This is a genomic window from Azospirillum tabaci (assembly GCF_014596085.1).
Lineage (GTDB): Bacteria > Pseudomonadota > Alphaproteobacteria > Azospirillales > Azospirillaceae > Azospirillum > Azospirillum tabaci.
This window is the reverse complement of the sequence record NZ_JACCJY010000001.1, coordinates 155,613-180,428: the sequence shown is the minus strand read 5'-3', so window position 1 is coordinate 180,428 and position 24,816 is coordinate 155,613. Positions and strand designations below refer to the sequence as shown.

Annotated in this window: 22 protein-coding genes, 1 tRNA gene and 1 pseudogene; 6 read left to right on the top strand and 18 right to left on the bottom strand. The window is 70.9% G+C overall.

Going from position 1 to position 24,816, the window contains the following annotated elements; genetic code table 11:
• Position 1 precedes the first annotated feature (1 nt).
• From H0B54_RS00860 to msrB, 3 genes are all read right to left on the bottom strand, one after another.
• A complete protein-coding gene (locus tag H0B54_RS00860) occupies positions 2–172 on the bottom strand; it encodes a hypothetical protein (RefSeq protein WP_172428302.1) in 171 nt (56 codons plus the stop codon).
• Between the two features lie 139 nt (positions 173–311).
• Complete coding sequence (locus H0B54_RS00855) at positions 312–1,331, bottom strand: LLM class flavin-dependent oxidoreductase (protein ID WP_188258872.1); 1,020 nt, start codon at positions 1,329–1,331, stop codon at positions 312–314.
• 153 nt (positions 1,332–1,484) lie between these two features.
• On the bottom strand, positions 1,485–1,979 hold the full coding sequence (gene msrB, locus H0B54_RS00850) for a peptide-methionine (R)-S-oxide reductase MsrB (protein ID WP_094301607.1): 495 nt from the start codon (positions 1,977–1,979) through the stop codon (positions 1,485–1,487).
• Between the two features lie 119 nt (positions 1,980–2,098).
• Between msrB and H0B54_RS00845 the strand changes: the two genes are divergently transcribed.
• Entirely contained in the window at positions 2,099–2,785 is a 687-nt protein-coding gene (locus H0B54_RS00845; RefSeq protein WP_188258871.1) for a dienelactone hydrolase family protein, read from the top strand.
• 57 nt (positions 2,786–2,842) lie between these two features.
• Here the strand turns inward: H0B54_RS00845 and H0B54_RS00840 are convergent, their stop codons facing one another.
• From H0B54_RS00840 to H0B54_RS00825, 4 genes are all read right to left on the bottom strand, one after another.
• The gene (locus H0B54_RS00840; protein WP_188258870.1) at positions 2,843–4,474 is read right to left on the bottom strand and encodes an alpha-D-glucose phosphate-specific phosphoglucomutase; all 1,632 of its coding nucleotides are present in this window, start codon (positions 4,472–4,474) and stop codon (positions 2,843–2,845) included.
• A gap of 149 nt (positions 4,475–4,623) precedes the next feature.
• Positions 4,624–5,370 (bottom strand): cold-shock protein, encoded by a 747-nt coding sequence (locus H0B54_RS00835; protein ID WP_188258869.1) that lies wholly within the window; start codon positions 5,368–5,370, stop codon positions 4,624–4,626.
• Between the two features lie 150 nt (positions 5,371–5,520).
• The gene (locus tag H0B54_RS00830) at positions 5,521–5,751 is read right to left on the bottom strand and encodes a hypothetical protein (protein WP_188258868.1); all 231 of its coding nucleotides are present in this window, start codon (positions 5,749–5,751) and stop codon (positions 5,521–5,523) included.
• Positions 5,751–6,311: a hypothetical protein gene (locus H0B54_RS00825; RefSeq protein ID WP_188258867.1), complete on the bottom strand. Its 561-nt coding sequence runs from the start codon at positions 6,309–6,311 to the stop codon at positions 5,751–5,753. Before H0B54_RS00825 ends, H0B54_RS00830 begins: the two co-directional genes overlap by 1 nt.
• Before the next feature lie 166 nt (positions 6,312–6,477).
• On the opposite strand from H0B54_RS00825, the gene H0B54_RS00820 reads away from it, so the two are divergent.
• Complete coding sequence (locus tag H0B54_RS00820) at positions 6,478–7,239, top strand: nucleotidyltransferase family protein (protein ID WP_188258866.1); 762 nt, start codon at positions 6,478–6,480, stop codon at positions 7,237–7,239.
• Positions 7,232–7,963 carry a metallophosphoesterase family protein gene (locus H0B54_RS00815; RefSeq protein WP_094301600.1) on the top strand — a complete coding sequence of 244 codons (732 nt, stop codon included), beginning with the start codon at positions 7,232–7,234 and terminating at the stop codon, positions 7,961–7,963. The genes H0B54_RS00820 and H0B54_RS00815 overlap by 8 nt, the downstream gene beginning before the upstream one ends.
• A 14-nt stretch (positions 7,964–7,977) precedes the next feature.
• On the opposite strand, the gene H0B54_RS00810 is transcribed toward H0B54_RS00815, so the two are convergent.
• The 4 genes from H0B54_RS00810 to H0B54_RS00795 form a co-directional block, all read right to left on the bottom strand.
• Positions 7,978–8,916: a DMT family transporter gene (locus tag H0B54_RS00810; RefSeq protein WP_211109100.1), complete on the bottom strand. Its 939-nt coding sequence runs from the start codon at positions 8,914–8,916 to the stop codon at positions 7,978–7,980.
• Positions 8,897–9,586, bottom strand: coding sequence for a GTP cyclohydrolase I (gene folE, locus H0B54_RS00805; protein ID WP_172428301.1), 690 nt, complete (start codon positions 9,584–9,586; stop codon positions 8,897–8,899). Before folE ends, H0B54_RS00810 begins: the two co-directional genes overlap by 20 nt.
• An 83-nt stretch (positions 9,587–9,669) precedes the next feature.
• The gene (locus H0B54_RS30375) at positions 9,670–11,205 is read right to left on the bottom strand and encodes an ATP-binding protein (protein WP_188258864.1); all 1,536 of its coding nucleotides are present in this window, start codon (positions 11,203–11,205) and stop codon (positions 9,670–9,672) included.
• Between the two features lie 11 nt (positions 11,206–11,216).
• On the bottom strand, positions 11,217–11,687 hold the full coding sequence (locus H0B54_RS00795; protein ID WP_246472188.1) for a putative pterin-binding protein: 471 nt from the start codon (positions 11,685–11,687) through the stop codon (positions 11,217–11,219).
• Positions 11,688–11,931: 244 nt separating this feature from the next.
• Here H0B54_RS00795 and H0B54_RS29600 point away from each other — a divergent pair.
• Positions 11,932–12,321 (top strand): annotated as a pseudogene (locus tag H0B54_RS29600) (2-amino-4-hydroxy-6-hydroxymethyldihydropteridine diphosphokinase); the annotation flags it as partial.
• A gap of 147 nt (positions 12,322–12,468) precedes the next feature.
• Here H0B54_RS29600 and H0B54_RS00790 read toward each other — a convergent pair.
• Complete coding sequence (locus H0B54_RS00790) at positions 12,469–13,197, bottom strand: SDR family NAD(P)-dependent oxidoreductase (RefSeq protein WP_188258862.1); 729 nt, start codon at positions 13,195–13,197, stop codon at positions 12,469–12,471.
• Between the two features lie 47 nt (positions 13,198–13,244).
• Positions 13,245–13,321 (bottom strand) — tRNA-Arg (locus H0B54_RS00785).
• A gap of 172 nt (positions 13,322–13,493) precedes the next feature.
• On the opposite strand from H0B54_RS00785, the gene H0B54_RS00780 reads away from it, so the two are divergent.
• Entirely contained in the window at positions 13,494–15,245 is a 1,752-nt protein-coding gene (locus tag H0B54_RS00780) for a hypothetical protein (protein ID WP_188258861.1), read from the top strand.
• A 25-nt stretch (positions 15,246–15,270) separates the two neighbouring features.
• Here the strand turns inward: H0B54_RS00780 and H0B54_RS00775 are convergent, their stop codons facing one another.
• The 5 genes from H0B54_RS00775 to H0B54_RS00755 all read right to left on the bottom strand — a co-directional run bounded on the left by H0B54_RS00775 (position 15,271) and on the right by H0B54_RS00755 (position 20,927).
• A complete protein-coding gene (locus H0B54_RS00775; RefSeq protein ID WP_188258860.1) occupies positions 15,271–16,557 on the bottom strand; it encodes a bifunctional folylpolyglutamate synthase/dihydrofolate synthase in 1,287 nt (428 codons plus the stop codon).
• 7 nt (positions 16,558–16,564) lie between these two features.
• Positions 16,565–17,566 (bottom strand): acetyl-CoA carboxylase, carboxyltransferase subunit beta, encoded by a 1,002-nt coding sequence (gene accD, locus H0B54_RS00770; protein WP_094301591.1) that lies wholly within the window; start codon positions 17,564–17,566, stop codon positions 16,565–16,567.
• A gap of 49 nt (positions 17,567–17,615) precedes the next feature.
• Entirely contained in the window at positions 17,616–18,470 is an 855-nt protein-coding gene (trpA, locus tag H0B54_RS00765; protein ID WP_188258859.1) for a tryptophan synthase subunit alpha, read from the bottom strand.
• Positions 18,467–19,684 carry a tryptophan synthase subunit beta gene (trpB, locus tag H0B54_RS00760; RefSeq protein ID WP_094301589.1) on the bottom strand — a complete coding sequence of 406 codons (1,218 nt, stop codon included), beginning with the start codon at positions 19,682–19,684 and terminating at the stop codon, positions 18,467–18,469. Before trpB ends, trpA begins: the two co-directional genes overlap by 4 nt.
• A 193-nt stretch (positions 19,685–19,877) precedes the next feature.
• The gene (locus tag H0B54_RS00755) at positions 19,878–20,927 is read right to left on the bottom strand and encodes an amino acid ABC transporter substrate-binding protein (protein WP_188258858.1); all 1,050 of its coding nucleotides are present in this window, start codon (positions 20,925–20,927) and stop codon (positions 19,878–19,880) included.
• Positions 20,928–21,098: 171 nt separating this feature from the next.
• On the opposite strand from H0B54_RS00755, the gene H0B54_RS00750 reads away from it, so the two are divergent.
• A complete protein-coding gene (locus tag H0B54_RS00750) occupies positions 21,099–24,767 on the top strand; it encodes an ATP-binding protein (protein WP_188258857.1) in 3,669 nt (1,222 codons plus the stop codon).
• Positions 24,768–24,816: the final 49 nt, after the last annotated feature.

Genomic DNA, 24,816 nt, shown 5'->3' with positions numbered 1-24,816 from the left:
ACTAATCCATATTGCGAAGACTGGAGTCGTAGAGCTGCTGCGCGAGAATAGTCTTCAGCAGCGCCTCGACGGTAATGCTCATGTAGCGCGCCCGCTGTTCCAGACGCCGATAGACGTCGAGTGGCAGATCAAGCGTCACGTTGACCCTGCTGGCGTGGGGAAACTCGGCCATATCCCCTCTCCATCTCTGTGAACCGCGTCACGCGACGCCGGGCCACAGACGATAGGGCTCTCCTCCGGCGCGGTCCATGGCGCAGTCCGCGAAGCACGCTGTGCGGTTGCGCCGGGCCTCTCCCCCAATTTGGAGCGCGTCAGGCCGCGGCCCGCAGCGACCGGTGGACCTCCGCCAGGATTTCGTAGGAGCGCACCCGCGCCGCGTGGTCGTGGATGGCCGAGGCCACCATGATCTCGTCGGCCTCGGTTTCGGCGAGGAAGGAGGCCAGGCCGTGCCGCACCGTCTCCGCCGAGCCGACGATGGAGCGGGACAGCATGTTCATCGCCTGTGCCTTCTCCAGCGGCGACCAGAAGCTCTCGATGTCGTCGATGGGCGGCGGCAATTGGCCGCGGGTGCCGCGGACCAGACGGGCGAAGCTCTGCTGGGCGGAGGTGAAGAGGCGGCGCGCCTCCGCGTCGGTCTCGGCGGCGACGACGTTCACCCCGACCATGGCGTAGGGCCGGTCGAGCTGCGCCGAGGGCGTGAAATTCTCCCGATAGACCTGCAGCGCCCGCATCAGCGCGTCCGGCGCGAAGTGCGAGGCGAAGGCGTAGGGCAGGCCGAAGGCGGCCGCCAGCTGCGCGCCGAACAGGCTGGAGCCGAGAATCCACAGCGGCACCTCGGTGCCGGCGCCGGGCACCGCCTGCACGCGCTGGCCCGGCTGGACGGGACCGAGCAGGGCCTGAAGCTCCAGCACGTCCTGCGGGAACTGCTCCGCCACCGATGGGTCGCGGCGCAGGGCGCGCAGCGTCATCTGGTCGGTGCCGGGCGCCCGGCCCAGGCCGAGGTCGATGCGGCCGGGGAACAGCGCCTCCAGCGTGCCGAACTGCTCGGCGATGACCAGCGGCGAGTGGTTGGGCAGCATGATGCCGCCGGCGCCGACGCGGATGGTCGTGGTGCCCGCCGCCACATGGCCGATAACGACCGAGGTCGCGGCGCTGGCGATGCCGGTCATGTTGTGGTGCTCGGCCAGCCAGTAGCGGCGATAGCCCAGCCGCTCGGCGTGGCGGGCGAGGTCCAGCGTGTTGCGCAAGGCGTCGCCCGGCGTGCTTCCTTCCGGCACAGGGGCGAGGTCGAGGACGGAGATGGGCGAGTGGGATGTGTCGTTGGTTGGCATGAAGGGGGTATCCAGTGAAACGGGACGATCGGGGGAGGCTTTTACCCCCACCCCGGCCCTCCCCCGCTGGGCGGGGGAGGGAGATACTCGCTAAGCGGCGGCAGTCCCCTCCCCCGCTGGGCGGGGGAGGGTTAGGGTGGGGGCAAGCGTCTGCTAGAACGCCGCCCCCTCCTCCACCCAATCCTGAACGCTCCTGGCCAGCGCCTGCCCCTCAGGCAGGAAGGCCAGCGAGACGGAGTTGATGCAGAAGCGCATGCCGGTCGGCGGTGGGCCATCCGGGAAGACGTGGCCCTGGTGGCTGCCGCAGCGGGCGCACAGCGTCTCCACCCGCACCATGCCGTAGCTGTTGTCCTGCACCAGCTTCAGGTGGGCGTTCTCGTACGGCGCGGTGAAGCTGGGCCAGCCGGTGCCGGATTCGAACTTCGTCCCGGAGCGGAACAGCGGCAGACCACAGAGACGGCAGGCGTAGGTGCCCGGCTTCTTGTTGTCGAGCAGGCCGCCGCAGAAAGGCGCCTCCGTCCCGTGGCTGAGCAGAACGTGCCGCTCTTCGTCCGACAGGCGCTCCACCAGCACCGCGCGCTGGTCCGGCGTCGGCGGCGTCAGGTCGAAGGGTCCAGCGGTCGGAGAACGGTCGGCGGGGGCGGACATCGGGCGGCTCCAGTGACGGGATGACGGTCCTAGGGGATATGGGCCGGTCGGTCGCGGATGACACCCGGCGTCAGGCTGCTATCTTCCCTGCACGGAACGAATGGAGGAAGAGACCAGCCATGACCGGAACGACCACCGGAACGACCGGCGCCTGGACGCACCTGACGGCGTCCGACGGGCACCGGCTGACCGCCTACGAAGCCCGGCCCGTCGGGGCGGAAAAGGGGCGGCTTCTGATCGTCCAGGAGATTTTCGGGATCAACGGCCACATCCGCCGCGTCTGCGACGGCTACGCGGCCGACGGCTACCGCACGCTGGCCCCCGCTTTGTTCGACCGGGCGGAGCGCGGGGTGGAGCTGCCCTACGACGAGGCCGGCGTTCAGCGCGGCCGTGACCTGATGGGTGCTGTCAGCGTCGAGGACGCGCTGACCGATGTGGCGGCGGGACTCGCCCATCTCGGCGGGGCGGAGGGGGCGGCCATCGCCGGCTATTGCTGGGGCGGCACCATCGCCTGGGCCGCCGCGTCGCGCCTGCCGGTCCGCGCCGCCATCGCCTATTACGGCGGCGGCATCGGCAACCGGCTGGACGAGGTTCCGCGCACGCCCGTGCTGCTGCATTTCGGGGAGACGGACCACGCCATTCCCGTGACGGTGGCCGAGGAGCTGCGCCAGCGCCACCCCGGCGCCATCACGCACCTCTACCCGGCCGGCCACGGCTTCAACTGCGACGAGCGCGCCAGCTACGACGCGGCGAGCGCCGCCCTGGCCAAGCGGCGCACGCTGGGCCTGCTCCAGGCGGTGTTCTGAAAAAGAAAAGGCCCTTCCTCCGCCGCGGGAGGAAGGGCCTTTCTTCAGGTCACGCCGTTACGTGGCGACGTCCGGCTTGGTGCGCCCGGTGTGGCGCTCGATGCCGCCCAGTTCCGCCGCCAGATCGGCCAGCGGCTTCAGCGCGACCGGGGCGTCCAGCCCATGCTCGCCGCCGACCGGCTCGTACCGCTCGAAGTAGACGCGCAGCGTGGCGCCCGACGTGCCGGTGCCGGACAGGCGGTAGACGATGCGCGAGCCGTCCTCGAACCCGACGCGCAGGCCCTGCCGCTCCGACCGGCTGCCGTCCACCGGGTCGGTGTAGGCGAACTCGTCCGCCGCCGCGACCGTGCGCCCGCCGAGGGCCGTGCCCGCCAGAGAGGACAGCGTGCCGCGCAATTCGGCGATCAGGGCGTCGGCGGCCTCCTGCGGGATGGCCTCGTAATCGTGCCGGCCGTAATAGGTGCGCCCGTAGGTGCCCCAATGCTCGGCCATCAGCTCGGCCACCGACAGGCCGCGGGCGGCCAGCACGTTGAGCCACATCAGGACGGCCCACAGCCCGTCCTTCTCGCGCACATGGTCGGCGCCGGTGCCGAAGCTCTCCTCGCCGCACAGGTTGATGCGCCCTGCGTCGAGCAGCGTGCCGAAGAACTTCCAGCCCGTCGGCGTCTCGTAGCAGGCGATGCCCAGCTTGGCCGCCACCCGGTCCACCGCCCGGCTGGTCGGCATCGAGCGGGCGACACCCGCCAGCCCGCCCTTGAAGGCCGGCACGTGGGTGGCGTTGGCGGCCAGCACGGCCAGGCTGTCGCTGGGCGACACGAAGACGTTGCGGCCCAGGATCATGTTGCGGTCGCCGTCACCGTCCGAGGCGGCGCCGAAGTCCGGCGCGTCCGGACCGAACAGCCGTTCGACCAACTCCTCCGCGTGGGCGAGGTTCGGGTCGGGGTGATGCCCGCCGAAATCCTCCAGCGGCGTGCCGTTGATCACGGTGCCGGCGGGGGCGCCCAGGCGGCGCTCCAGGATCTCCGTGGCGTAGGGGCCGGTGACCGCGTGCATGGCGTCGAACACCATGCGGAAGCCCGACGCGAACAGCTTGCGGATCGCCGCCATGTCGAACAGCGATTCCATCAGCTCCGCGTAGTCGGCCACCGGGTCGATGACCTCCACCGCCATGACGCCGAGCGCCGTCTCGCCGAGACGGTCGAGGTCGAGGTCCGGCGTCTCCAGCGTCTTGTATTCGGTGATGGCCTTGGAGCGGGCGAAGAAGGCGTCGGTCATCGACTCCGGCGCCGGGCCGCCGTTGGCGGCGTTGAACTTGATGCCGAAATCGCCGTCCGGGCCGCCGGGGTTGTGGCTGGCCGACAGGATCACGCCACCGATGGCGCCGCGCTTGCGGATGACGCAGGAGGCCGCCGGGGTGGACAGAATGCCGCCGCGCCCGACGACCGCGCGCGCGACGCCGTTGGCCGCGGCCATGCGCAGGATGGTCTGCACGGCGGTGCGGTTGTGATACCGCCCGTCGCCGCCGATCACCAGCGTGGCGCCGGACAGGCCGTCGACGCAGTCGAAGATGGATTGGACGAAGTTTTCCAGATAGCGCGGCTGCTCAAAGACCTTCACGGCCTTGCGCAGCCCGGAGGTGCCGGGCTTCTGGCCATCGAAGGGCGTGGTCGGACAGGTGACGGGAACCACTGGACGTCCTCTCTTGGTCGTGTCGGGCCGGGGCGGCGCGCCGTCGCACCGCCGTCCCGGCCCCGCCACGATGCGCGGCTTTGCGCCGCCGTTCAACTGGGCCGAATGACACCTTACCTTCGGAGGCCCACCTTCGGTGGGCTGAAGCTTTACGCCTCTTCGACCGAGACGGCTTCCGGACCCTTGTCGCCCTGGCGGACGGAGATGCGGACGCGCTGGCCGTCGTTCAGCCCCTGCAGGCCGGAGCGCTCCAACGCCTTGATGTGGACGAACACGTCCTGGCCGCCGCCGTCCTGGGCGATGAAGCCGAAGCCCTTGGTGGCGTTGAACCACTTCACGGTGCCCTCGGTCTGGGTGGCCGGGCCGCCCGCCGCACGGCGCGGGCCGCCGAAGCCGCCCCGGTCGCTGAAGCCGCGATCGCCACCGCGGTCATTGAAGCCACGGCTGTCGCCCCGGCCACCGAACCCGCGGTCGCCGCCGCGATCACCGCCACGATCCCCACCCCGATCGTTGAAACCACGGTTGCCGAATCCGCGGTCACCCCCACGGTCGTTGCGGTCGCCGAAGCCCCGCTCACCGAACGACGGGCGCGGACCCTGGGCACGGGCCGGGCGGGCCGGGGCGGCGGTGGAGGTGTCCACGGAATGCAGGGCGGAGACCTGGTTGCCCTTGCGCCCCTCGACGATGTCCACCACGACGGTGGCGCCGTCCGGCAGGGACTCGTGACCGGCGGTGGCGACGATGGCGGCGGGGATCAGGGCGTCGGGCGACCCGTCCTCGAATTTGACAAAGCCGAAGCCGCGGTTGGGATCGTACCACTTGACGGTGGCCTGAACCTGGGTGCCGAGGACGACGGGCTGGCGGTAGACGTGCTGGCGCGGGGGTTGACGGTGCATGAGACCCACTGAACTCCAAAAGGCGACTCGGCACCGGCCTCCGGTGCCCGACAGAACACATCGCCTTTCCCCGCGCGAATCACAAGACCGCAGGAGCGCCGTTTCGCGCTCCCGCGGCCCTGGTGCCATTTTTCTCCCGGACGGGCGGCCTCAGATCAGTCGCTCGGGGTTCAGCCGCTCGGGATTGGGTGGCGGTTCCTCCGGCGGGACGGGGATCGCGTCCGGCGGCTCCTTGATCGGCGGGCGCGACGGGTCGCCGGGCATGTCCGGCATGCCGGGCGGCGGCACCGGCATGTCGGGAGTCGGCGGGGAAGGAGGAAGGGGGCCGGCAACGCTCAAGTCGGCGGCCATCGGTTCGGCCATCATCCGCGCCGTCGCCATCAGCCGCCCCCGCCCAACGTGCCACCCGTCGCGCCCGGCGCGGCACGGGTCAGCCCGCGCGCCTTGTCCAGCGACTCCATGCAGAGCTGCTCGTTGCCGTCCTTCGCGGCGGAGCGCGCGGCGGTCACCAGCGACTCGATCTGGGCGTTGCGCGCCGCCTGCCCCATCGACCCACCCTCCATCGAGGAACCGCTGTTCGGCGCGGCGTCCGGCCGCACCGCCGGGGCGGTCGGCATGGGAGCGCCGGTGCGCGGCGGCTCGATCACCGCCTGATCGCCCGATGCCGGCGGCGCCACCACCCCGCCCGAGCGGGCGAGCTGGTCCGGCGTCGCCCCGGAACTGCCGCCCAGACCTCCATCGGGCAACGCCCCGTCCCCCGCGGTGGAGCCGGAGCTTCCCGGCGGCGTCGCGACCGGCGGCGGGCTGGCCGACAGGTTGTTCTCGGCGGCGAAGCGGTCGACCAGCGCGGCGCAGCTTCCCTGCGCCAGAGCGGGACCGGCACCGCACAGCACGAGGCCGGCGGCGAGCAAAAGCCCCTGTGGGATCGGATGTCGTGCCATCGGTTGCCTCCCCATCAGCAATACCACCCTCAACCGGTGTAGCGGCGCGGCGGTTCCGCCCGCCCTTGCCCGCTTTTTTCCCGCCACCGGCACCATTCGTCGGTGCCGTTTCGCCCACTCCTCCTGTTGAAGGCGCGAAAGACGACAGCGGAGGAGAGGGGGTGCGATGGACGGCAACCGCGAAGGCCGTGCGAATGTTTCGGCCGAGGCCGAAGCCTTCTACACGGAGAGCCTGAAGGTCCTGAAGGAGTCCGGCATTCCTTTCCTGCTGGGCGGCACCTACGCGCTCAGCGCCTACACCGGCATCACCCGGCCCACCAAGGACATCGACATCTTCTGCCGGGGCGGCGACTTCCCGCGCATCCTCGCGCATTTCCAGGACCGCGGCTTCGGGACGGAGATCGAGGACGAGCGCTGGATCGGCAAGGTCCTGCACGACGACCTGTTCTTCGACGTGATCTTCAACTCCGCGGCCGCCATCAACCCGGTCAACGACCGCTGGTTCGAGGAGGATCACCGCGCGCTGGTCTGCGGCGCCGACGTGCAGCTCATCCCGCCGACGGAAATGGTCTTCTCCAAGGCGTTCGTGCAGATGCGTCACAAGTACGACGGCCCCGACGTCGCCCACATGATCCTGAAGCAGCACGCCCACATCGACTGGAAACGGCTGCTCGGCCACATGGAGCAGTATTGGGAGGTGCTGCTGATGCACGTCCTGAACTTCCGCTTCATCTACCCGACGGAGCGCGACCACATCCCGGATTGGCTGTTGCAGGAGCTTCTGGACCGGCTGAACGAGCGCGCGAAGCTGCCGGTGCCGCAGACCCGCATCTGCCGGGGGCGGCTTTTCTCGCGCGAGGATTATCGGATCGACGTCACGGACTGGGGGTTCGCCGACGTCGTCGGCGAGGAAACGAAGCATGGCTGAACACATTCGGGCTGAAGGAACGATCAAGGTCGCCGCCATCGGCGACATCCATGTGGGGGAAACCTCCACCCACCCCTACCGCGAGCTGTTCCAGGAGATCGCCAACCGGGCGGACGTGCTGGCGCTGGCCGGCGATCTGACCAACCACGGCAAGCCGCGCGAGGCCGAGGTGCTGGCCGAGGACCTGCGCGCCATCGGCATCCCGGTGGTCGCCGTGCTGGGCAACCACGACCACGAATGCGGCCATGTCGAGGAGCTTCAGCGCATCCTGGAGCAGGCGGGCGTCCGCTTCCTCGACGGCAACCCGGTGGAGATCCGCGGCGTCGGCTTCGCCGGTGTGAAGGGCTTCGGCGGCGGGTTCGAGAACCGCATGCTCGACGCCTTCGGCGAACCGGCGATCAAGCAGTTCGTGCACGAGGCGGTGAACGAGGCGATGCGGCTGGAAAGCGCCCTGCGCCAGCTGGAGACGGAGCGGACGATGGTCGTCCTGCACTACGCCCCCATCGCCGAGACGGTGCGCGGCGAGCCGACCGAGATCTACCCCTTCCTCGGTTCATCCCGTCTGGCGGAGACCATCGACCGATTCCATGTCCAGGCGGTCGTCCACGGCCACGCCCACCACGGCAGCTACGCCGGCAAGACCCTGCGCGGCACGCCGGTCTACAACGTCGCCCAGACCATCGAGAAGGAGTCGGGGAGGCCTTACGCGCTGATCGAGTTGTGATGGAACAGGCGGCGTCAGCCCGGCCGCCGCGCGCCGACCCACAGCGTGCCCAGCCCGGCCGCGGCGATCAGCGCCCCGCCCACCAGCACCGCCGGCGACGGGCTTTCGCCCCACCACAGGAAGCCGATGGCCGCCGAGGCGGCGATCCCGAGATAGTCGATGGGCGCCAGCACCGCCGCGGGCGCCCGGCGGAAGGCGGCGGCGTTCAGCAGGATGGCCGCCCCCGCGGCGAGGCCCAACAGCAGAAAGGCCGGCAGGTCGGCCGCATCGGGCATCCGGAAGCCGGTCAGCAGAGCCGCCGGGGCGGTCAGAAGGCACCCCGCCAGCACGAAGACCAGCCCGGTGGCCGCCGGCCCGTCGGCCTGGACGGTCCGCCGGGTCGCCAGGATGCAGACCGCGTTCAGGAAGGCCATGGCGAGCATGGCGAGGCTCCACGGCTCCAGCCGCGTCGGCGGGGCGATCAGGAAAACCCCGGCCATCCCCAGCACGACGCAGACGGCGGAGGCCGCCCCCGCCCGCTCCCCGATGGCCGGGCCGGACAGCAGCACCACGAACAGCGGGGCCGCGTAGGACAGGGCGACCAGGTCGGCGAAGGGCAGATGCTGGGTCGCCGCGTAGAAGATCAGCGCCGCCCCGACCCCGCTCAGCGCCCGCACCACGTGACCGCCCGGCCGGGTGACGGACAGGACGCGCCGCCCGGCCATCGCGACGGCCGCCGGGGCGACCACCGCCAGAGACAGCAGGAAGCGCAGGAACAGCACCTCCGCCGCTCCGTAGCGGGCGCCCAGCTCGCGGGCCAGCGCCCCGGCGGTCAGCACCAGGGCGAGCGACGCCGCCATCAGCAGCGCCGCCCCCGCGATGCCGGACCGCCGCTCCGCGCCCGTCATGGCGGGCAGGCGCTCCGCGCCCCTCCGGGCGGATCGGACGGTCCGCTCAGCGGGCGGAACGCTCAAGCGTCGCGCACTCCCTCAGGAACTCCTCGCGCAGCTCCCGCGACTCCAGCATCTCGCCGTGGAAGGAGCTGTTGACCATGCGGCTGTCATGGCCGGCGCGCACGCCACGGTGGGTCTTGCACATGTGCACGGCGCTGATCCGCACGGCCAGCCCGCGGGGCCGCGTGGCCTCGACGATGAAGTTGCCGATCTGCTTGACCAGCTCCTCCTGGATCTGGAAGCGGGCGGCGAAGTGATCGACGATCCGGTCGTACTTGGACAGGCCCAGGATGTTGCCGCCCTTGGCCGGCAGGATGCCGATGAAGGCCGTGCCGTAGATCGGCATCAGATGGTGCGCGCAGGTGGAGCGCACGGCGATCGGGCCGGTGACGATCAGATGGTCGAATTCCTCGGCGTTCCGGAACTCGGTCAGTTCGGGCGGCGGCGCGAAGCGGCCCTTGAGAAGCTCGCGCACCAGCATCTTGGCGACACGGCGCGGCGTGTCGCGGGTGTTGTGGTCGTTGCGGTGGTCGATCCGCAGCACGTCGAGCAACTCCTCGACCTTCCGCGCCGCGGCGTCGATCATGGCCGCCTCGCCCATGGCGTCCAGCGGCGTGTCGAGCGCCTCGTTCGACCGGCGCGCCTCCATCGCCTCCTGCACGAGGGCGAGAACATTTGCCTGCACCGTCATAAAACCCGATCCCTTCTTTCTTCTTCCCATGTCCGGCTTCCCGTGTCCGGCGAGGTTGACGCCGGCGGGTCTCAACACTGATCTCAAAGCTGGCTTGCCGGCTCCGGACGCGGCATCGGCCCGCCGACCCGTTCCGCCGGGAAATGGAGGGACGCCCGCAGGCCGGCCCCCGCCGCGCCTTCCAGCAGCAGCCGGCCGCCATGCGCCTCCATCAGGCTCTTCACGATGCTGAGCCCCAGACCCGACCCCTGGAAACGCCGGGTCGCGCCGTCCTCCGCCTGATAGAACGGCTGAGCGGCCTTTTCAATCTGCTCCGGCGTCATGCCGATGCCCTGGTCCTGCACGGCGATGACGAAGCCGCCCTGCGGGTCCAGCCACGCCTGCACCTCGATCGCCGAAGGGGCGGAGCTGAACTTCACCGCGTTGGACAGCAGGTTCAGCAGCATCTGCCGCACCGCCCGCTCGTCGGCCTGAAGCACCGGCCAGACCGCCCCCGCCGCCGTCCGGATCGTCCGGCCGCGCCCCGCCTGGGTGCCCAGCACCGTGGCGATGGCAGTGCCGACCACCTTGCGCGGGTCCATCGATTCGAAGGTCAGGCTGGCATGGCCCGATTCCATCTGGGCGACCGTCAGGATGTCGATGACCAGGCTCAGCATGTGCCGGGCGCTGCCCAGGATGTAGCCCGCATACTGGGCGTGTTCCCGGCGGGTGTTTTCCTTCGTGCCTCCCGGCGCGCTCCTGCCGGCGCCGGTTCGATCGTCCTCTGGGACGCCGCCATCGTCGCGGATCAGCTCCGAAAAGCCGATGATCGCGTTCAGCGGGGTGCGCAGCTCGTGGCTCATGGTGGCCAGGAAGCGGGTCTTGGCCTGGCTGGCCTCCTCCGCCTGGGCGATGGCCGTTTGCAGGGCGCCGGCCATCGCTTCCATCCGGTCGTGCGCGCGGCGGATGGTCCGGTTCTGGATCAGCAGCACCGTGATGAACAGGACGCCGCAGACCGCCAGACCGGCGGCCAGCATCGAGAACAGCCCGTGCAGGTAGAGCAGATGGTCGTGCCCCTCATCCACCAGCTCCCCGCCGAACTGGGAGGCGACGGAAGCGAAGGCGTTCAGCTCACGGTCGACGGGCTCCAGCACCGCCAGGGCGGCAAGGGCCTTCTCCGCCGGCGGCAGCGGCCCGTCCAGGATCGTGGCGACGGCGTCCAGCGCCTCCTCCAGCCGCGCCACCGTGCGGCGATGCTGCGGGTAGCGGTCCACAAAGAGGGAGGCCTGCCCCCGCCCCAGCACGGCGATGCGGTTGCGCACGATGTCCAGGCGGAGCTGCACCTCCTCCGCATCGATCTTGGTGCCCGGAAGCGCGCTGGCCAGGATGCGCTGCTCCAGGCGCGTCACCTCGCCCACCGTCTGGCCGGCGGCCCAGGCGAAGTTGTACGGCGCGGCGCCGCGCAGCGCCTCGCCGTAATTCACCACCAGCAGCGACAGGTAGGCGGCGGCCAGTCCGAATCCGCCGGTCAGGATGGCCAGCCAAAGCCCCAGGCGGCGCGCGCGGTCCTCCGACGCCCAGCCCAGCAGGCGGGACAGCCGCGTGCTCCCTTTCGGCGCGGTCTCGATCGGCGAACTCACAGGGGGTGCCTTCACTTCACGGTCAGCCGGGCAACCTGCCAGACGGAACGTCCGAAATATTTCTGCCGGTTGGCTTCCGGATCATGGTCGAAATCATAGACGATGAACAGGGGCCCCTTGTCGCTGACCGGCATGTAGGCCCCGTCGCGCTTCATCGCCAGGATCACCTTGCGGTTCCGCACGTCGTCCATGGGGATTTCACCGGTGTAGTCGTTGAGCGCCGTCGCGGTCAGTGTTTCGCCGCGCGCCTCCACACGCTCCATCAGGCGGGCCAGCGGCACGCCCTCGAAGGTCACCTTCTCCTTGTACCAGGGGGTGGCGGTGGTGAAGGCCACCATGCCCAGCGCTTCCAGCATGGGACGGTCGAAAACCGCCATACCATCGCGATTGGTCGCCCCGATCTGGCCCGACACGACCAGGATCGGCTTTTCCGTCGGCTCCGGCAGCGTCCCGGCGCTCGCCGCGCCGGCAAGTACAAACAACGTCAGAGCGACAAGACGGCAAACAACTCTATCCACCATATCGGCTAACCGTCCGCTATTCGGCCATGCAACCTTTATCATGATTGCTTTCTAGGGACGATCCAACGAAAATTCTGTAAAAATCAGCCATCGAAATTTCACATACAGAAAGGTGCGTCGAAATTCGTTCATATTTGCCTCGCGAAATGATCAGCTCGCACCGACTCGGCATCATCGTTTCTGTCCGGCTTTTCACATCTTTCCTATGCACATCCCGACCAACGGAACGCTTATGGACGCATTGATTCCGGTCCCATCCGCCCTTCTGCCGCCGGACGGCTATATCCTGGGGATCGGAACGAACGTGGAGCCGGACCGGAACGCGGCGCGGATCGCCGCCCGTCTGGCCGATCTGTTCGGCTCTGTCCTGCTCAGCCGCTTCTACCGCACGGCACCGGTCGGCATGGCGAGCGCCCATCCCTTCGTCAATTACTGCGCTTATGTGCCGAGCGCGCTGGACCCCGCCTGCTGCAAGGGGCTGTGCGTGGGGATCGAGCTGGCGCTGGGCCGCGACCGCGCGCACCCCTGCTGCAAGACGCGTGACCGGCCCGCCGACATCGACCTGATCGGGCGGGTGGGCCGCTCCGTCCCGGCGGACGGCTTGACGGCCCTGCGCCCGGACCCCTATCTGGCCGCTCCCTTCGCGGAGATCGCCGCGTTGCTGACCGGGAAGCCGGTTCCACCGCCGCGGGGCGACCTGTGCGCCGCCGCCATGCCGGGCTGCCGCATCGGCTCGCCCCGGTTAGGCGAGGCGCCGGCCACCATCCACCGCGACGACGGCGCCGGTCTGATAGTGGTTCCGGAGGATGGCCTCCACCGCCATGCCGATGGCCTCCACCCCGCCCTCCTCGCCGAGCAGCGTCTCTGACAGCACCCGCGCCCGCGCCTCGGGGCCGTGCCACTCCTTGAACAGGATCGGCCCCGGCTGGACGACGTTGACCTTCACCTTGGGGGCCAGCCGCTTGGCGAAGGACAGCGCGAGGTTCTGAAGCCCGGCCTTGCTGGCGCAGTAGGCGTCGAAGGCCGGGTTGGGGTTGTCGGCGTAGATGTCGGTGATGTGGACGATGTCGGCCCGCCGCGCCGAACAGGCGTCCAGCAGCGGCGCCAGCTCGCGGTTCAGCGCGAAGGGCGCGCGCACATGCACGGCGTGGAAGACGTCGAGCTGCCGCAGCGCGTCCGCGGTGTCCGCCGCCGTCACCTCGAAGGCGGAAGCGTTGTGGATCACCGCCCGCAGGCTGCCCGCCACGGCCCGCACCGCCTCGGCCAGCCGCGGCCCGCCGTCCGGATCGGCCAGATCACCTTGCAGGCAGACCGTCCCGGCGGCGCGCAGCCGCTCCAGCTCGTCGGTGGGCGTCCGATAATGGGCGATGACGGGGTGCCCCAGCGCCATCATCCGCTCGGCCAAATGCAAACCGACGCGGCGGCCGGCACCGGTGACGAGGATGGCGTCCTGCAACAGGGGTACAGTCATGAGAAAGCCCTTCAGCAGACTGCGGAACCGGTCGCGGAAGGAGGAGGTGGTGACCCCGGCTGGACTCGAACCAGCTGCCTACGGTTTAGGAAACCGTCGCTCTATCCAGATGAGCTACGGGGCCACGGCGCTGAACATAGCGGCTCCGCCACGACTTGCCAACCATCCGTCTCCGGCCCGTCTCCGGCACCCCGTCGGGACGGCCGACCGAAAAGGTCACCGCCGGCACCAGCGCAGCGCGTGGAGCGGCCGGCGAATCCGCTGGGCATGGGCACGCCGCTGCGTATACTGCGCCCATGGCACGCATGCTTTACCTGCGCGACATCGAGGTCGATGTGCACGTCCGCTGCCGCGCCTGCGGGCACGAGGGCGTGCTGCCGCGCGCGGACATGAACCGGCGGTTCGGACCCAATTACCCCGTCCTGTCCATCGCCCCGCACTACCGCTGCTCGCGCTGCAACTCCCGCGACACCGAAAGCCGTCCGGCCCCCCCGCCCTTCGCCACGCCCGTGACGGCGATGCCCATGGAGGAAGCGCCGTCCTTCGCCGGACCGCTGGCCGCCCTGCAGGGGCTGCTCGACGCGGTGCGGAGCCGCGGCGAACCGATGGACGAGCCGGACGCGGAGGACGCGGCCCCGGCCTTGCGGGCGCCTGCCCTCCCACCCTCGACCGTTCGGGTCGAACCCGTCGCGCCAAATCCGGATTTGGATTTGGATCTGGAACTGGAGCGGCTGGCCGCGGACGGTGGCGCCGCTCCCGAGTCGGGCCGTCGCCCACTGTGGGAGCCGGTGTCGCTCGCCGATCTCGCCGGCCATGACGACGACGCGGCGGACGACGCGGAGCGGAACGACGGCGGGACGGATCTCGACGACGACGAGGACTGGAGCCCGCGCCGCTGGACTCTTCTGGACCGGGACGCCGATCAGGATGACGGCGAGAACGACGAAGCGGATCGGGTCGAGGCCGTCGCCCCACCGCCGACTCCACCCACCCGGACGAGCCGCCCGGCGGTTGCGGACGATCCGGACGACGACGCCTCCCGCTCCTTCGACCGCACCATCGCAGCGCTGCGCAGCATCCTGGACGGCCGCGGCGACGCCCCCCGCTTGGAGGAGGCTGCGTCTCCGCCGCCTCCCTCGCTGTCCGCTTTCTCGATCAAAGAGGCCATCGGTACCCCACAGGACGCCGATCCGGACGAAGACGCCCCTCGCGACGATACCGACGACGCCCCCGATGAGGCGGAGCCGTCCAACGACGACATTCTGGGCTTCGCCATCCGCGACCCGGACAAGACCCCGCCCCCTTGGGAGCGCGCCCGGGAGCGCGACCCCTCCCCCACCGGCAGCGAACCGCTGGACCGCACCATCGCCGCCCTGCGCAGCATGGTCCAGAAGGCCGCCGCCGACCGCGACGAGGACAAGGACAAGGACGAGGACGAGGACGAGGGTAAGGACGACCGCGACGGCGGCGTGGTGACTCCGCTGTTCGGACGGTCGCGCAAGCCGGCCGACGATGTCGATGTTGATCTTGATGACGGTCCGGAGGAGGACGGCGCGGAGGACTGGCAAGCCGACGCCGACGACGCCTTCTGGAACCGCGAGGACGCGGATAGGGCGGATCGGGACGACGAGCCGGACGAGGATGGCGCCCCCGTGCTGCGCAAGTCCGCCCAGGAACAGGAGATGGAAGAGGCGTTGCGCGCCCTGCGCGCGCTCGTCGAGGCGGAAGGCGATTTGGACGAACCGCCAAGCCCGGCCTGGAAAAGCGAGGCGCCCCCCCGCCCCGACGCGGACGGCTTGCCCGGCTTCAGGCCGCTGCCGCTCCGCGCGCCGGAGCCGGAATCGGAACCGGACGATGCCGACGAACCTTTGAACCTCGTGGAGCCGGTCCCGCTGAATGAACCGGAAAAGCCCAAGCCCGGCGATGGCAGGCGGTCCGAAGGCAGCGGGTCCGCCAAGAAATCCGCCAAGGACGATTCGAGCACGCTCGGCAAGACCCTCGCCGCGCTGCGCAATATGCTGGAGTTGGACGGCAAGCAGGGGCGCTGAGGCCCCGCTTGCCCGTCCCCTTGAATCAGCCGTTTTCCGCCAGGACCGTGCCCGCCAGATAGAGCGAGCCGCAGATCAGCACGCGGGCCGGTCCACCAACCCGCCCCTTCAGACTTTCCAGCGCACTCGCCACATCCGCCGCCGCCGCGCTGTCGGCGATGCCGCAGGCGCGGGTGGCCGCGGCGGTGTCTTCCGCCGTCAGGGACGCCTCCTCGCCGGGGATGGCGACGGTGCGGGCGGCGGTGACGAAGGGCGCCAACGGCCCCAGGAACTCCCGCGGCTCCTTGCTCGCCAGCATGCCGTAGACCAGCAGCAGGGGCCGCTCCGGCTCCTCCTCCGCCCAGCGCGCGGCCTGGACGGCCAGCACCTCGCCCGCCGAGTCGTTGTGGCCGCCGTCCAGCCACAGGCCCCAGCCGGCGGGCAGCGCGTCGGCCAGGGGACCGCGGGTCAGCCGCTGCAGGCGGGCGGGCCAGTCCACAGCGGCGAGGCCGCGGCGCACCGCCGCGTCGTCCACCAGGACCGGAAGATGGTCCAGGCAGGCCAGCGCCACACCGGCGTTGACGATCTGGTGCGCCCCGGCCAGCCCCGGCAGCGGCAGCTCGATGCGGCGGCGGGCGCTTTCGAAGCGGAAACCGCCGTCGGTCGGCGTGACCGACCAGTCATGAACCGGCGCGCCGATCCCCTCGGCCCGAACGGCCAGGGTACGGGCGGCCTCCTCCGCGGGCTGCGGGAAGATCACCGCGGGGACGCCCGGCTTGAAGATGCCGGCCTTCTCGCCCGCAATGGCCTCCAGCGTGTCGCCGAGGAACTGGCGGTGGTCGTAGGAGATGCGCGTGATCGCGGTGACCGCCGGGCGGTCCACCACGTTGGTGGCGTCCAGCCGCCCGCCCAGCCCGGTTTCCAGCAGAACCACGTCCGCCGGCTCCCGCGCGAAGGCGAGCAGGGCGGCGACCGTCGTCACCTCGAAGAAGGTGATGGGTCCGCCGCCGTTGGCGGCCTCGCACTCCTCCAGCAGGGCGGCCAGCCGGTCGTCGTCGATCAATGTGCCGGCCAGCCGGATGCGCTCGTGGAAGCGCACGAGGTGCGGCGAGGTGTAGACATGCACCCGCAGCCCGGCGGCCTCCAGCATCGCCCGCAGGAAGGCCAGCGTGGAGCCCTTGCCGTTGGTGCCCGCCACATGGACCACCGGCGGCAGGCGCCGCTCCGGATGGTCCAGGGCGGCGAGCAGCCGGTGCACGCGGTCCAGCGACAGGTCGATGACCTTGGGGTGGAGGCCCTTCAGCCGGTCGAGAACCGGATCGGCGAGCGACATCGCGGGATCAGGCCGGCTGCTCGGAGCCGGCCCTTTCGGCGCCCGCCCTCTCGGCGCCGGCCTGGGCCGGCGTCTCGTCGGCGGCCTCGGCCTGGCTGCGCGGCTCCTCCGTCTGGACGGCGGCCGGCGGGACCGGCAGCGCCTCCGGCGCCACGGCCAGGACCGGCTGCATCAGCAGGGTCAGGACGCGCGACAGGGTCGGGCGCAGGTCGCGGCGATGGACGACCATGTCCACCATGCCGTGCTCCTGGAGATACTCGGAGCGCTGGAAGCCTTCCGGCAGGGTCTCGCGGATCGTGCTCTCGATCACGCGGGCGCCGGCGAAGCCGATCTGCGCGCCCTTCTCGGCGATGTGGATGTCGCCGATCATCGCGAAGGAGGCGGTGACGCCGCCGGTCGTCGGGTCGGTCAGCACCACGATGTAGGGCAGGCCCGCTTCCTTGACCATCTCCACCGCGATGGTGGTGCGCGGCATCTGCATCAGCGACAGGATGCCTTCCTGCATGCGGGCGCCGCCCGACGCCGGGACGACGATCAGCGCCGCCTTCTGGGCGATGGCGGTGCGGGCGGCGGCCAGGATGCCCTCGCCCACCGCGATGCCCATCGAGCCGCCCATGAAGCCGAAGTCGAAGGCCGCGACGACCGCCGGCTGCCCGCCGATCAGGCCCGAGCCGACGACGATGGCGTCGTGGCGGCCCGTCTTGGTCTGGGCCTCCTTCAGGCGGTCGGTGTAGCGCTTCTGGTCGCGGAACTTCAGCGGATCGACCACCGACTTCGGCAGCTCGACCGACTGATAATCGCCCTCGTCGAACATCGAGGCCAGCCGCTTCACCGGGTCCAGCCGCATGTGGAAGCCGCAATGCTGGCAGACGTTGAGGTTCTCCTCCAGATCGCGGTGGAAGAGCATCGCCTCGCAGCTCGGGCACTTGTGCCAGAGGTTGTCGGGAACCTCCTTGCGGGCATAGAGGGCGCGGATTTTGGGGCGGACGTAGTTGGTAAGCCAGTTCATCGAATTCTTCCTGATATCCCGCTCAGCCGGCGCTCTCAGCCCGGCGATCTCAGGCGCGCGCGCCGCGCACGCCGCCGGCCAGTTCCCGGACGAAGCCCAGCACATCCTCGGCCAGGCCCGGACGGGCCTTGCCGTCCGCGTCCAGCCCGTCGGCCAGCCGCGTGACGATGGCGGAGCCGACCACCGCCGCGTCGGCGACGCGGGCGATGTTGGCCGCCTGCTCCGGCGTCTTGATGCCGAAGCCGACCGCCACCGGCAGGTCGGTCCGGCTCTTCAGACGGTCCACCGCGGCGCCCACCGCGGCGTTGTCGGCGCTGGCCGTGCCGGTGATGCCGGCGATCGACACGTAATAGACGAAGCCCGAGGTGTTCTGGAGAACCGCCGGCAGGCGCTTCTCGTCGGTGGTCGGCGTCGCCAGGCGGATGAAGTTCACCCCGGCCTTCAGCGCCGGGATGCACAGCTCTTCGTCCTCTTCGGGCGGCAGGTCGACGACGATCAGCCCGTCCACCCCGGCCTCGATGGCGTCGGCCAGGAAGCGGTCCACCCCATAGGCGTGGATCGGGTTGTAGTAGCCCATCAGGATGATCGGCGTGTCGGCGTCCGTCGCCCGGAAGCCGCGCACGAGGTCCAGCGTCTTGCGCGCCGTCGTCCCGGCGTGGAGCGCGCGCAGGCTGGCCGCCTGGATCGCCGGGCCGTCGGCCATCGGGTCGGAGAAGGGCAGCCCCAGCTCGATCAGGTCGGCGCCCGCGGCGGGCAGGCCGTGCAGGACGGCGCGGCAGGTCTCCAGATCCGGGTCGCCCGCCGTGATGAAGGTGACGAGGCCGGCGCGGCCCTCCGCCTTCAGCGCGGCGAACCGCCGGGCGATGCGGCCATTGTCGACGGCCTTGTCGTTGAGGGCGCTCACAGCTTCACTCCCAGATGCTGGGCGACGGAGAAGATGTCCTTGTCGCCGCGGCCCGACAGGCAGAGCACCATCAGGTGGTCCTTGGGCAGTTTCGGGGCGCGCTTCACGATCTCCGCCAGCGCGTGCGCCGATTCCAGCGCGGGGATGATGCCCTCGGTGCGGGCGCAGAGCTGGAAGGCGTCCAGCGTCTCCTGGTCGGTGGCCGAGACGTACTCGACGCGCCCGATGTCGTGCAGCCAGGAATGCTCCGGCCCGACGCCCGGATAGTCCAGGCCGGCGGAGATGGAGTGGCCTTCCAGGATCTGCCCGTCCTCGTCCTGCAGCAGGTAGGTGCGGTTGCCGTGCAGCACGCCGGGGCGTCCGCCGGTGATCGAGGCGGCGTGGGCCAACGGCCCCTTGTCGATGCCGTGGCCGGCGGCCTCGACCGCGACCATCTGCACCGACGGGTCGTCGAGGAAGGGGTGGAACAGGCCGATGGCGTTGGAGCCGCCGCCGACGCAGGCGACGAGGCTGTCGGGCAGGCGGCCCTCCAGCTCCTGCATCTGGACGCGCACCTCGTCGCCGATCACCGACTGGAAGTCGCGGACCATGGCGGGGTACGGGTGCGGGCCGGCGGCGGTGCCGATCAGGTAGTAGGTGTCGGCGACGTTGGTGACCCAGTCGCGCAGCGCCTCGTTCATCGCGTCCTTCAGCGTCCGCGCGCCGGAGGTCACCGGAACCACCTCCGCCCCCAGCAGCTTCATGCGGAAGACGTTGGGCTGCTGGCGGGCGATGTCGGTCTCGCCCATGTAGATCACGCAGGGCATGTCGAACAGCGCGCAGACCGTGGCGGTCGCGACACCGTGCTGGCCGGCGCCCGTCTCGGCGATGATCCGCTTTTTGCCCATGCGGCGGGCGAGCAGGATCTGGCCGATGCAGTTGTTGATCTTGTGCGCGCCGGTGTGGTTCAGCTCCTCGCGCTTGAAGTAGATCTTCGCGCCGCCGAGCTTCTCCGTCAGGCGTTCGGCGTAGTAGAGCGGGTTCGGGCGGCCGACATACTGCTTGAGCTGCTCGCGGATCGCGCCCTCGAAGGCGGGATCGGCCCGGGCCTCGCGGTAGGCTTTCTCCACCTCAAGGATCAGGGGCATCAGCGTCTCGGCGACGAAGCGTCCGCCATAGATGCCGAAATGCCCGCGCTCGTCGGGACCGGAACGGAAGGTGTTGGGTCTGGTCATGGCCTGGGAAACTGCCTGAAGCGGGCCGCGCGGCGCCCGGAAGGCGCCACCATAGCGGCGGTTCGCCCGGATTTGAAGCGTTCGCCGAACCTTTCGCCGAACATGCCCACAACATGGGAAAAGCCGGGGCGAAGGCAATGAGGCGATGCGGCATGGCCGGCAGGGCGGCATGGCAGAGCATCGCCGTTCGCCCTCATCCCCCCAGCGGCGGGGCGTAGTGCAGGCCGCCGTTCATCCACAGCCCGTTCATCCCGCGGTCGATGCCCAGCGGCGAGGCGGCCCCCAGATGGCGATCGAAGATCTCGCCGTAATTGCCGACCTGCGTGATCACGCGGAAGGCCCAATCGTCGTCCAGCCCCAGCCCCCAGCCGACCCCGGTGGCGGCCCCGAGGAGCCGGCGCACCTCCGGGTCCTGCGACTCCTCCTTCAGGCGCGGGGCGTTGGCGGCGGTGATGCCCTTCTCCTCCGCCAGGACGGTGGCCAGGAACACCCAGCGCACGATGTCGAACCACCGCCGCTCGTCCGGGCGCACCATCGGCCCCAGCGGCTCCTTGGAGATCGCCTCGGGCAGGATGACGTAATCGTCGCGGTCGGGGGCCTTCAGCAGGCGCTGGGCGTGCAGGCCGATGCGGTCGCTGGTGTACAGGTCGCAATGGTGGTTGAAGAAGGCGGACAGCGCCCCCTCGGTCGAGCGGACCCGCTTCAGCCGGAAGCGCAGGCCGGTGCGGGCCATCCAATCCTCCAGGTTGCGCAGGGTGGTGGTCTGCTCGATCACGCAGACGGAGGCGCCGGCCGGCAGATCGGACAGGCGGGCGACGCCCTGGGCGCGGTGCGCGATGAATCCCTGGCCGTCGAACAGGTAGACCGCCGGGAAATCGATGCCGAAGGTGGCGTCGCGCTGCAGGGTCCAGGTCGTCCCCTCCATCACCACGTCCACCTCGCCGTTGCGCAGGATGGCGAAGCGGTTCTCGGAGTTGGTTTCCACGAACTCCACCCGGTCGGCCTTGCCGGCGACGGCGGCGGCCAGCCCCCGGCACATGTCCACGAAGAAGCCGCGCCAGTCCCCGCTGTCGTCCACCGTCGCCAGACCGGCCCCGCTGGACGAGACGCCGCAGCGCAGCAGCCCGCGCTCGCGCACGTCCTCCAGCGTCTCGGCCCGCGGAGCGCCGGACGGCGCGCCCAACGCCGCCGCCAGAACCGCGGCGACCACCGCGCCCCGCGCGAAAGACCGGACCCCGTCCATCGGCCACCCCCTCTTTGCCACCCACGGTCAGCTTTGGTCCGGCAACCGGCGCGGGTCAAGCCCGCCCGGTGCCCCCTTGCGCAGCGTCCGATTGCGGCGAGGGGGTGTGAATTGCGCCCGGCCGATTGCCCGTGTTATCTCAAGCGGACGACAAAAATTCGAGGCACGGGCATGCGGCTTCCCCGTCTGGGCGTGGCGTTTCGCATCCTGGCGGGTCTGACCGTGATCGCCGGCCTGACCGCCGCCACCGGCGTGGTGGCCGTGTCTCTCTTCGGCCGCTTCCACCAGGGGTTCGAGCAGATCGCCACGGCCAAGGTGCCGGGCCTCGTCAACGCCTCGCAGCTGGCCCAGCAGAGCGGCACGCTGGCCGCCAACGCCCCGGCGCTGGTGGCGGTGCAGAGCCAGTCGGTGCGCGAATCGGTGATGGCCCGGCTGAGCGACCAGATCGCCCTGCTGGAAGACCTGATGACCCGCCTGCGCGACCGCGGCACCGACGTGGCCGACGTGGCCGAGCTGCAGCGCCGCAAGAACGAGCTGGTCGCCAACCTGATGACGCTGAACACCCAGGTGGAACGCCAGCTCGCCGCCGCCGCGGAGACGGGCGGGCTGGTCGGCCGCCTGATCCAGCTCGCCGAGCGCATCCGCGACGCCGAGGAATGGCTGCGGGGGAAGCCCCCCGCCGCCCGGAGCATGACGGAATGGGAGGAGGCCCAGGACACCGAACGGCGGGTCGACCGGTGGACGGCGGAGGCGCAGCACGCCATCCTGCTGATGCTCGCCGCCTCACGCGCCGACAACGAGGCGCGGGTGGACCGGCTGCGGCAGGACTACCGCGCCGCGATGGACCGCGCGGCGGAGGCGGTTTCCGGTCTGCCTTCGGGTCCCGCCTTCGACCTGGAGCCGCTGTACCGGGAGCTGGAGGCGCTGGGGCTGGGGGAGCACAACCTGTTCACCAGCCGTCTGACGGAAATCGGGCTGGCCCGCGCCATTAAGGGATCGATCACCCGCAACCAGAACGTCTCCGACCGGCTGGTCGGTGCGGTGTCCGACCATTTCCTGGCCATCGAGCAGGACATCGCCGCGCGCTCCGGCGAGTTCGAGAGGGTGATCCGCGACGGCAAGAACGCCATCCTGGCGATGGCCGTGGTCTCCATCCTGGGTGCCCTCGGCATCTTCCTCTACATCCACCGCAACGTGGTGCGGCGGCTGCGCGGGCTGCAGACGGCCATGACCGCGTCGGCCGCCGGGCGGTCCGTCGCCATCCCCACCCACGGGCAGGACGAGATCGCCGACATGGCGCGCGCCCTGCACTATTTCGTCGCCACCATCCGCTCGCGCGAGCACGCCCTGTCGGACAGCGAGCGCCGCCTGCGCGCGATCCTGGAGCAGAGCCCGGTCGGCGTGTCGATCGGTCGGCCCGACGGTTCCGTCGCCTTCGCCAACGCCCGCGCCGCGGAGCTGGCCGGGCTGCCGCCGGACGCCTTCGTCGGGCGCCGCCACGCGCTGGCCCTGCCCGGCGCCACCCTGCGGGGACGCGCGCCCCTGCACGACGGCGCCGGGCTGGTCGCCCGCGACGTCGAGGTGGCGGTGGACCGGCCCGACGGCAGCCGCGTCTGGGCGCTCCAGACGCTGCAGCGCACGGAGTTCGAGGGGGAGCCGGCGATCCTCGCCTGGAGCTACGACATCACCGGCCGCAAGCGCGCCGAGGAGGACCTGCGCCAGGCCAAGGACCAGGCGGAGGTCGCCGCCCGGTCCAAGTCGGAGTTCCTGGCGACCATGAGCCACGAGATCCGCACCCCGATGAACGGCGTGCTGGGCATGCTGGAGCTGATCGCCCTGACCCCGCTGGACGCGGAGCAGACCGAACTCGTCACCACCGTGCGCGACAGCGCGACGGCGCTGCTGCGGATCATCGACGACATCCTGGACCTGTCCAAGATCGAGGCCGGCAAGCTCGACCTCGACGAGATGGACCTCGACCCGCGCGAACTGGTGGAGGGGGTGGCCGAGCTGCTGGCCCCGCAGGCCCACCAGAAGGCGCTGCTTCTCGTCTGCGACCTCGACCGCAAGGTGCCCACGGCGGTGCGCGGCGACCCCGGGCGGCTGCGCCAGATCCTGTTCAACCTCACCGGCAACGCCATCAAGTTCACCGACGCCGGCCGGGTCGTCCTGCGCACCCGGCTGGAGCCCTCCATCGCCGGGTCGGACCGGCTGCGCCTGCGCTTCTCGGTCGAGGACACCGGCATCGGCATCAGCAGCGCCGGCCAAGCCCGCCTGTTCCAGCCCTTCAGCCAGGCCGACAGCTCGACCACCCGCCGCTTCGGCGGCACCGGGCTGGGGCTGGCCATCTGCGCCCGTCTGGTGGAGATGATGGGCGGGCGCATCGGGGTGGAGTCGGCGCCGGGCTGCGGCGCCACCTTCTGGTTCACGGTCGATCTGGCGCCGGGCGATCCGCGCGCGGTCCCCGGCGACGACACCGACCTGTCCGGCCTGTCGATCATCGTGGCCGAGCCGGACCCGGTGCAGCGCGCCGTCCTGATCCGCGCGCTGGAGGACAAGCGCGCCGCCGTCGCCGACGCCACCACGGCGGACGAGGCGGTGGAATTGCTGACAATGGCCGACGCCGACCTGCTGGTCCTCTCCGATGGCCTGCTGGAGCACCATCCGGAGGACGCGCCCGGCGCGCCCAACCCGCGGCTGCCCGCGCCGGCGGTGCTGGCCCGCATCGCCGCCGCCGGGGTCCGCCCGCCGCCCACGCTGCATCTGGTGGACGGGCGGGAGCAGGCCAGCGACTGCCCACCGGACCACGGCGAGGGCGGCGCGCCGTCCATGGGACACCCGCCGCGCCACGACCATCTCGGCCGCCCGATCCGCCGCGACGCCCTGTTCCGCCGTCTGGCCGTCCTGGCCGGGCGCACGGTTCCCCCGGAGCGCCACGCCGACTCCCCTTCCCCCGCGGCGGACGGCGGTCCGGCTGCCCGCGACATGGGCACCCTCGATATGGCGGCGCCCGGCAAAGCCACGGCCCCGCCGATGATCCTGGTGGCGGAGGACCATCCGACGAACCAGCAAGTGATCCTGCGCCAGCTCCGCCAGCTCGGCTTCGAGGCCGACCTGACCGGCGACGGGCTGGAGGCGCTGACCGCCTGGCGGGCGCGGCCCTACCGGCTGCTGATCACCGATTGCCACATGCCGCGCATGGACGGCTACGAGCTGTCGCGCCAGATCCGCAGCGCCGAGTCGGTCCCCGGTTCGGCCCCCGGTTCGGCTGCCGAATCGGCTGTCGGCTCCCGCCCGCGCACCGCCATCATCGCCATGACCGCCAACGCCCTGGCCGGTGAGATGGAACGCTGCACCGCCGCGGGCATGGACGACTACATCGCCAAGCCGGTGACCCTGAGGCAGCTCGCCGCCGCCCTGAACCGGGCGTTCGGCGAGGGCAGCGCCGCGGCCCCCGAGGAGCCGCCCGCGGCGGAGGCCGCCGGGGCGGCGGACCGGGCGCTGGACCTCGACCATGTCCGCACCACCTTCGGCGCGCTCGACGGGATGGCGCTGGACATGCTGGATTTCTTCCTGGAGACCACCCGACCGCTGCTGGACGAGGCCGCCGCCGCCCTGGAACGCAACGACCTGGAGGCCCTGCGCGGCGCCGCCCACACGCTGGCCGGGGCAGCCCGCACGGCGGGGGCGGAGTGGCTGGGCCGCAGCGCGTCCACCCTGGAGCTTGCCGCCCACCGCGGCGACCCGGATGGGGCGGCGGAGGCGCTGGAGGCGGTGCGCGCCGCCTATCCGGCGGTGGAAACGGCGATCCGAGCCCTGCGGATCGGGGAGGCGGTGTAGCCGGGAGAAAGGGCCGCACCACCCCGAAAGTGGCACCACCGCCGGCCCG

Excerpts from the sequence above, each read along its gene's own strand:
- H0B54_RS00860 (WP_172428302.1), bottom strand. The coding sequence starts at position 172 with ATGGCCGAGTTTCCCCACGCCAGCAGGGTCAACGTGACGCTTGATCTG.
- H0B54_RS00855 (WP_188258872.1), bottom strand. The coding sequence starts at position 1,331 with ATGCCAACCAACGACACATCCCACTCGCCCATCTCCGTCCTCGACCTC.
- msrB (WP_094301607.1), bottom strand. The coding sequence starts at position 1,979 with ATGTCCGCCCCCGCCGACCGTTCTCCGACCGCTGGACCCTTCGACCTG.
- H0B54_RS00845 (WP_188258871.1), top strand. The coding sequence starts at position 2,099 with ATGACCGGAACGACCACCGGAACGACCGGCGCCTGGACGCACCTGACG.
- H0B54_RS00835 (WP_188258869.1), bottom strand. The coding sequence starts at position 5,370 with ATGCACCGTCAACCCCCGCGCCAGCACGTCTACCGCCAGCCCGTCGTC.
- H0B54_RS00830 (WP_188258868.1), bottom strand. The coding sequence starts at position 5,751 with ATGGCGACGGCGCGGATGATGGCCGAACCGATGGCCGCCGACTTGAGC.
- H0B54_RS00825 (WP_188258867.1), bottom strand. The coding sequence starts at position 6,311 with ATGGCACGACATCCGATCCCACAGGGGCTTTTGCTCGCCGCCGGCCTC.
- H0B54_RS00820 (WP_188258866.1), top strand. The coding sequence starts at position 6,478 with ATGGACGGCAACCGCGAAGGCCGTGCGAATGTTTCGGCCGAGGCCGAA.
- H0B54_RS00815 (WP_094301600.1), top strand. The coding sequence starts at position 7,232 with ATGGCTGAACACATTCGGGCTGAAGGAACGATCAAGGTCGCCGCCATC.
- folE (WP_172428301.1), bottom strand. The coding sequence starts at position 9,586 with ATGACGGTGCAGGCAAATGTTCTCGCCCTCGTGCAGGAGGCGATGGAG.
- H0B54_RS00790 (WP_188258862.1), bottom strand. The coding sequence starts at position 13,197 with ATGACTGTACCCCTGTTGCAGGACGCCATCCTCGTCACCGGTGCCGGC.
- H0B54_RS00780 (WP_188258861.1), top strand. The coding sequence starts at position 13,494 with ATGGCACGCATGCTTTACCTGCGCGACATCGAGGTCGATGTGCACGTC.
- H0B54_RS00775 (WP_188258860.1), bottom strand. The coding sequence starts at position 16,557 with ATGTCGCTCGCCGATCCGGTTCTCGACCGGCTGAAGGGCCTCCACCCC.
- accD (WP_094301591.1), bottom strand. The coding sequence starts at position 17,566 with ATGAACTGGCTTACCAACTACGTCCGCCCCAAAATCCGCGCCCTCTAT.
- trpB (WP_094301589.1), bottom strand. The coding sequence starts at position 19,684 with ATGACCAGACCCAACACCTTCCGTTCCGGTCCCGACGAGCGCGGGCAT.
- H0B54_RS00755 (WP_188258858.1), bottom strand. The coding sequence starts at position 20,927 with ATGGACGGGGTCCGGTCTTTCGCGCGGGGCGCGGTGGTCGCCGCGGTT.
- H0B54_RS00750 (WP_188258857.1), top strand. The coding sequence starts at position 21,099 with ATGCGGCTTCCCCGTCTGGGCGTGGCGTTTCGCATCCTGGCGGGTCTG.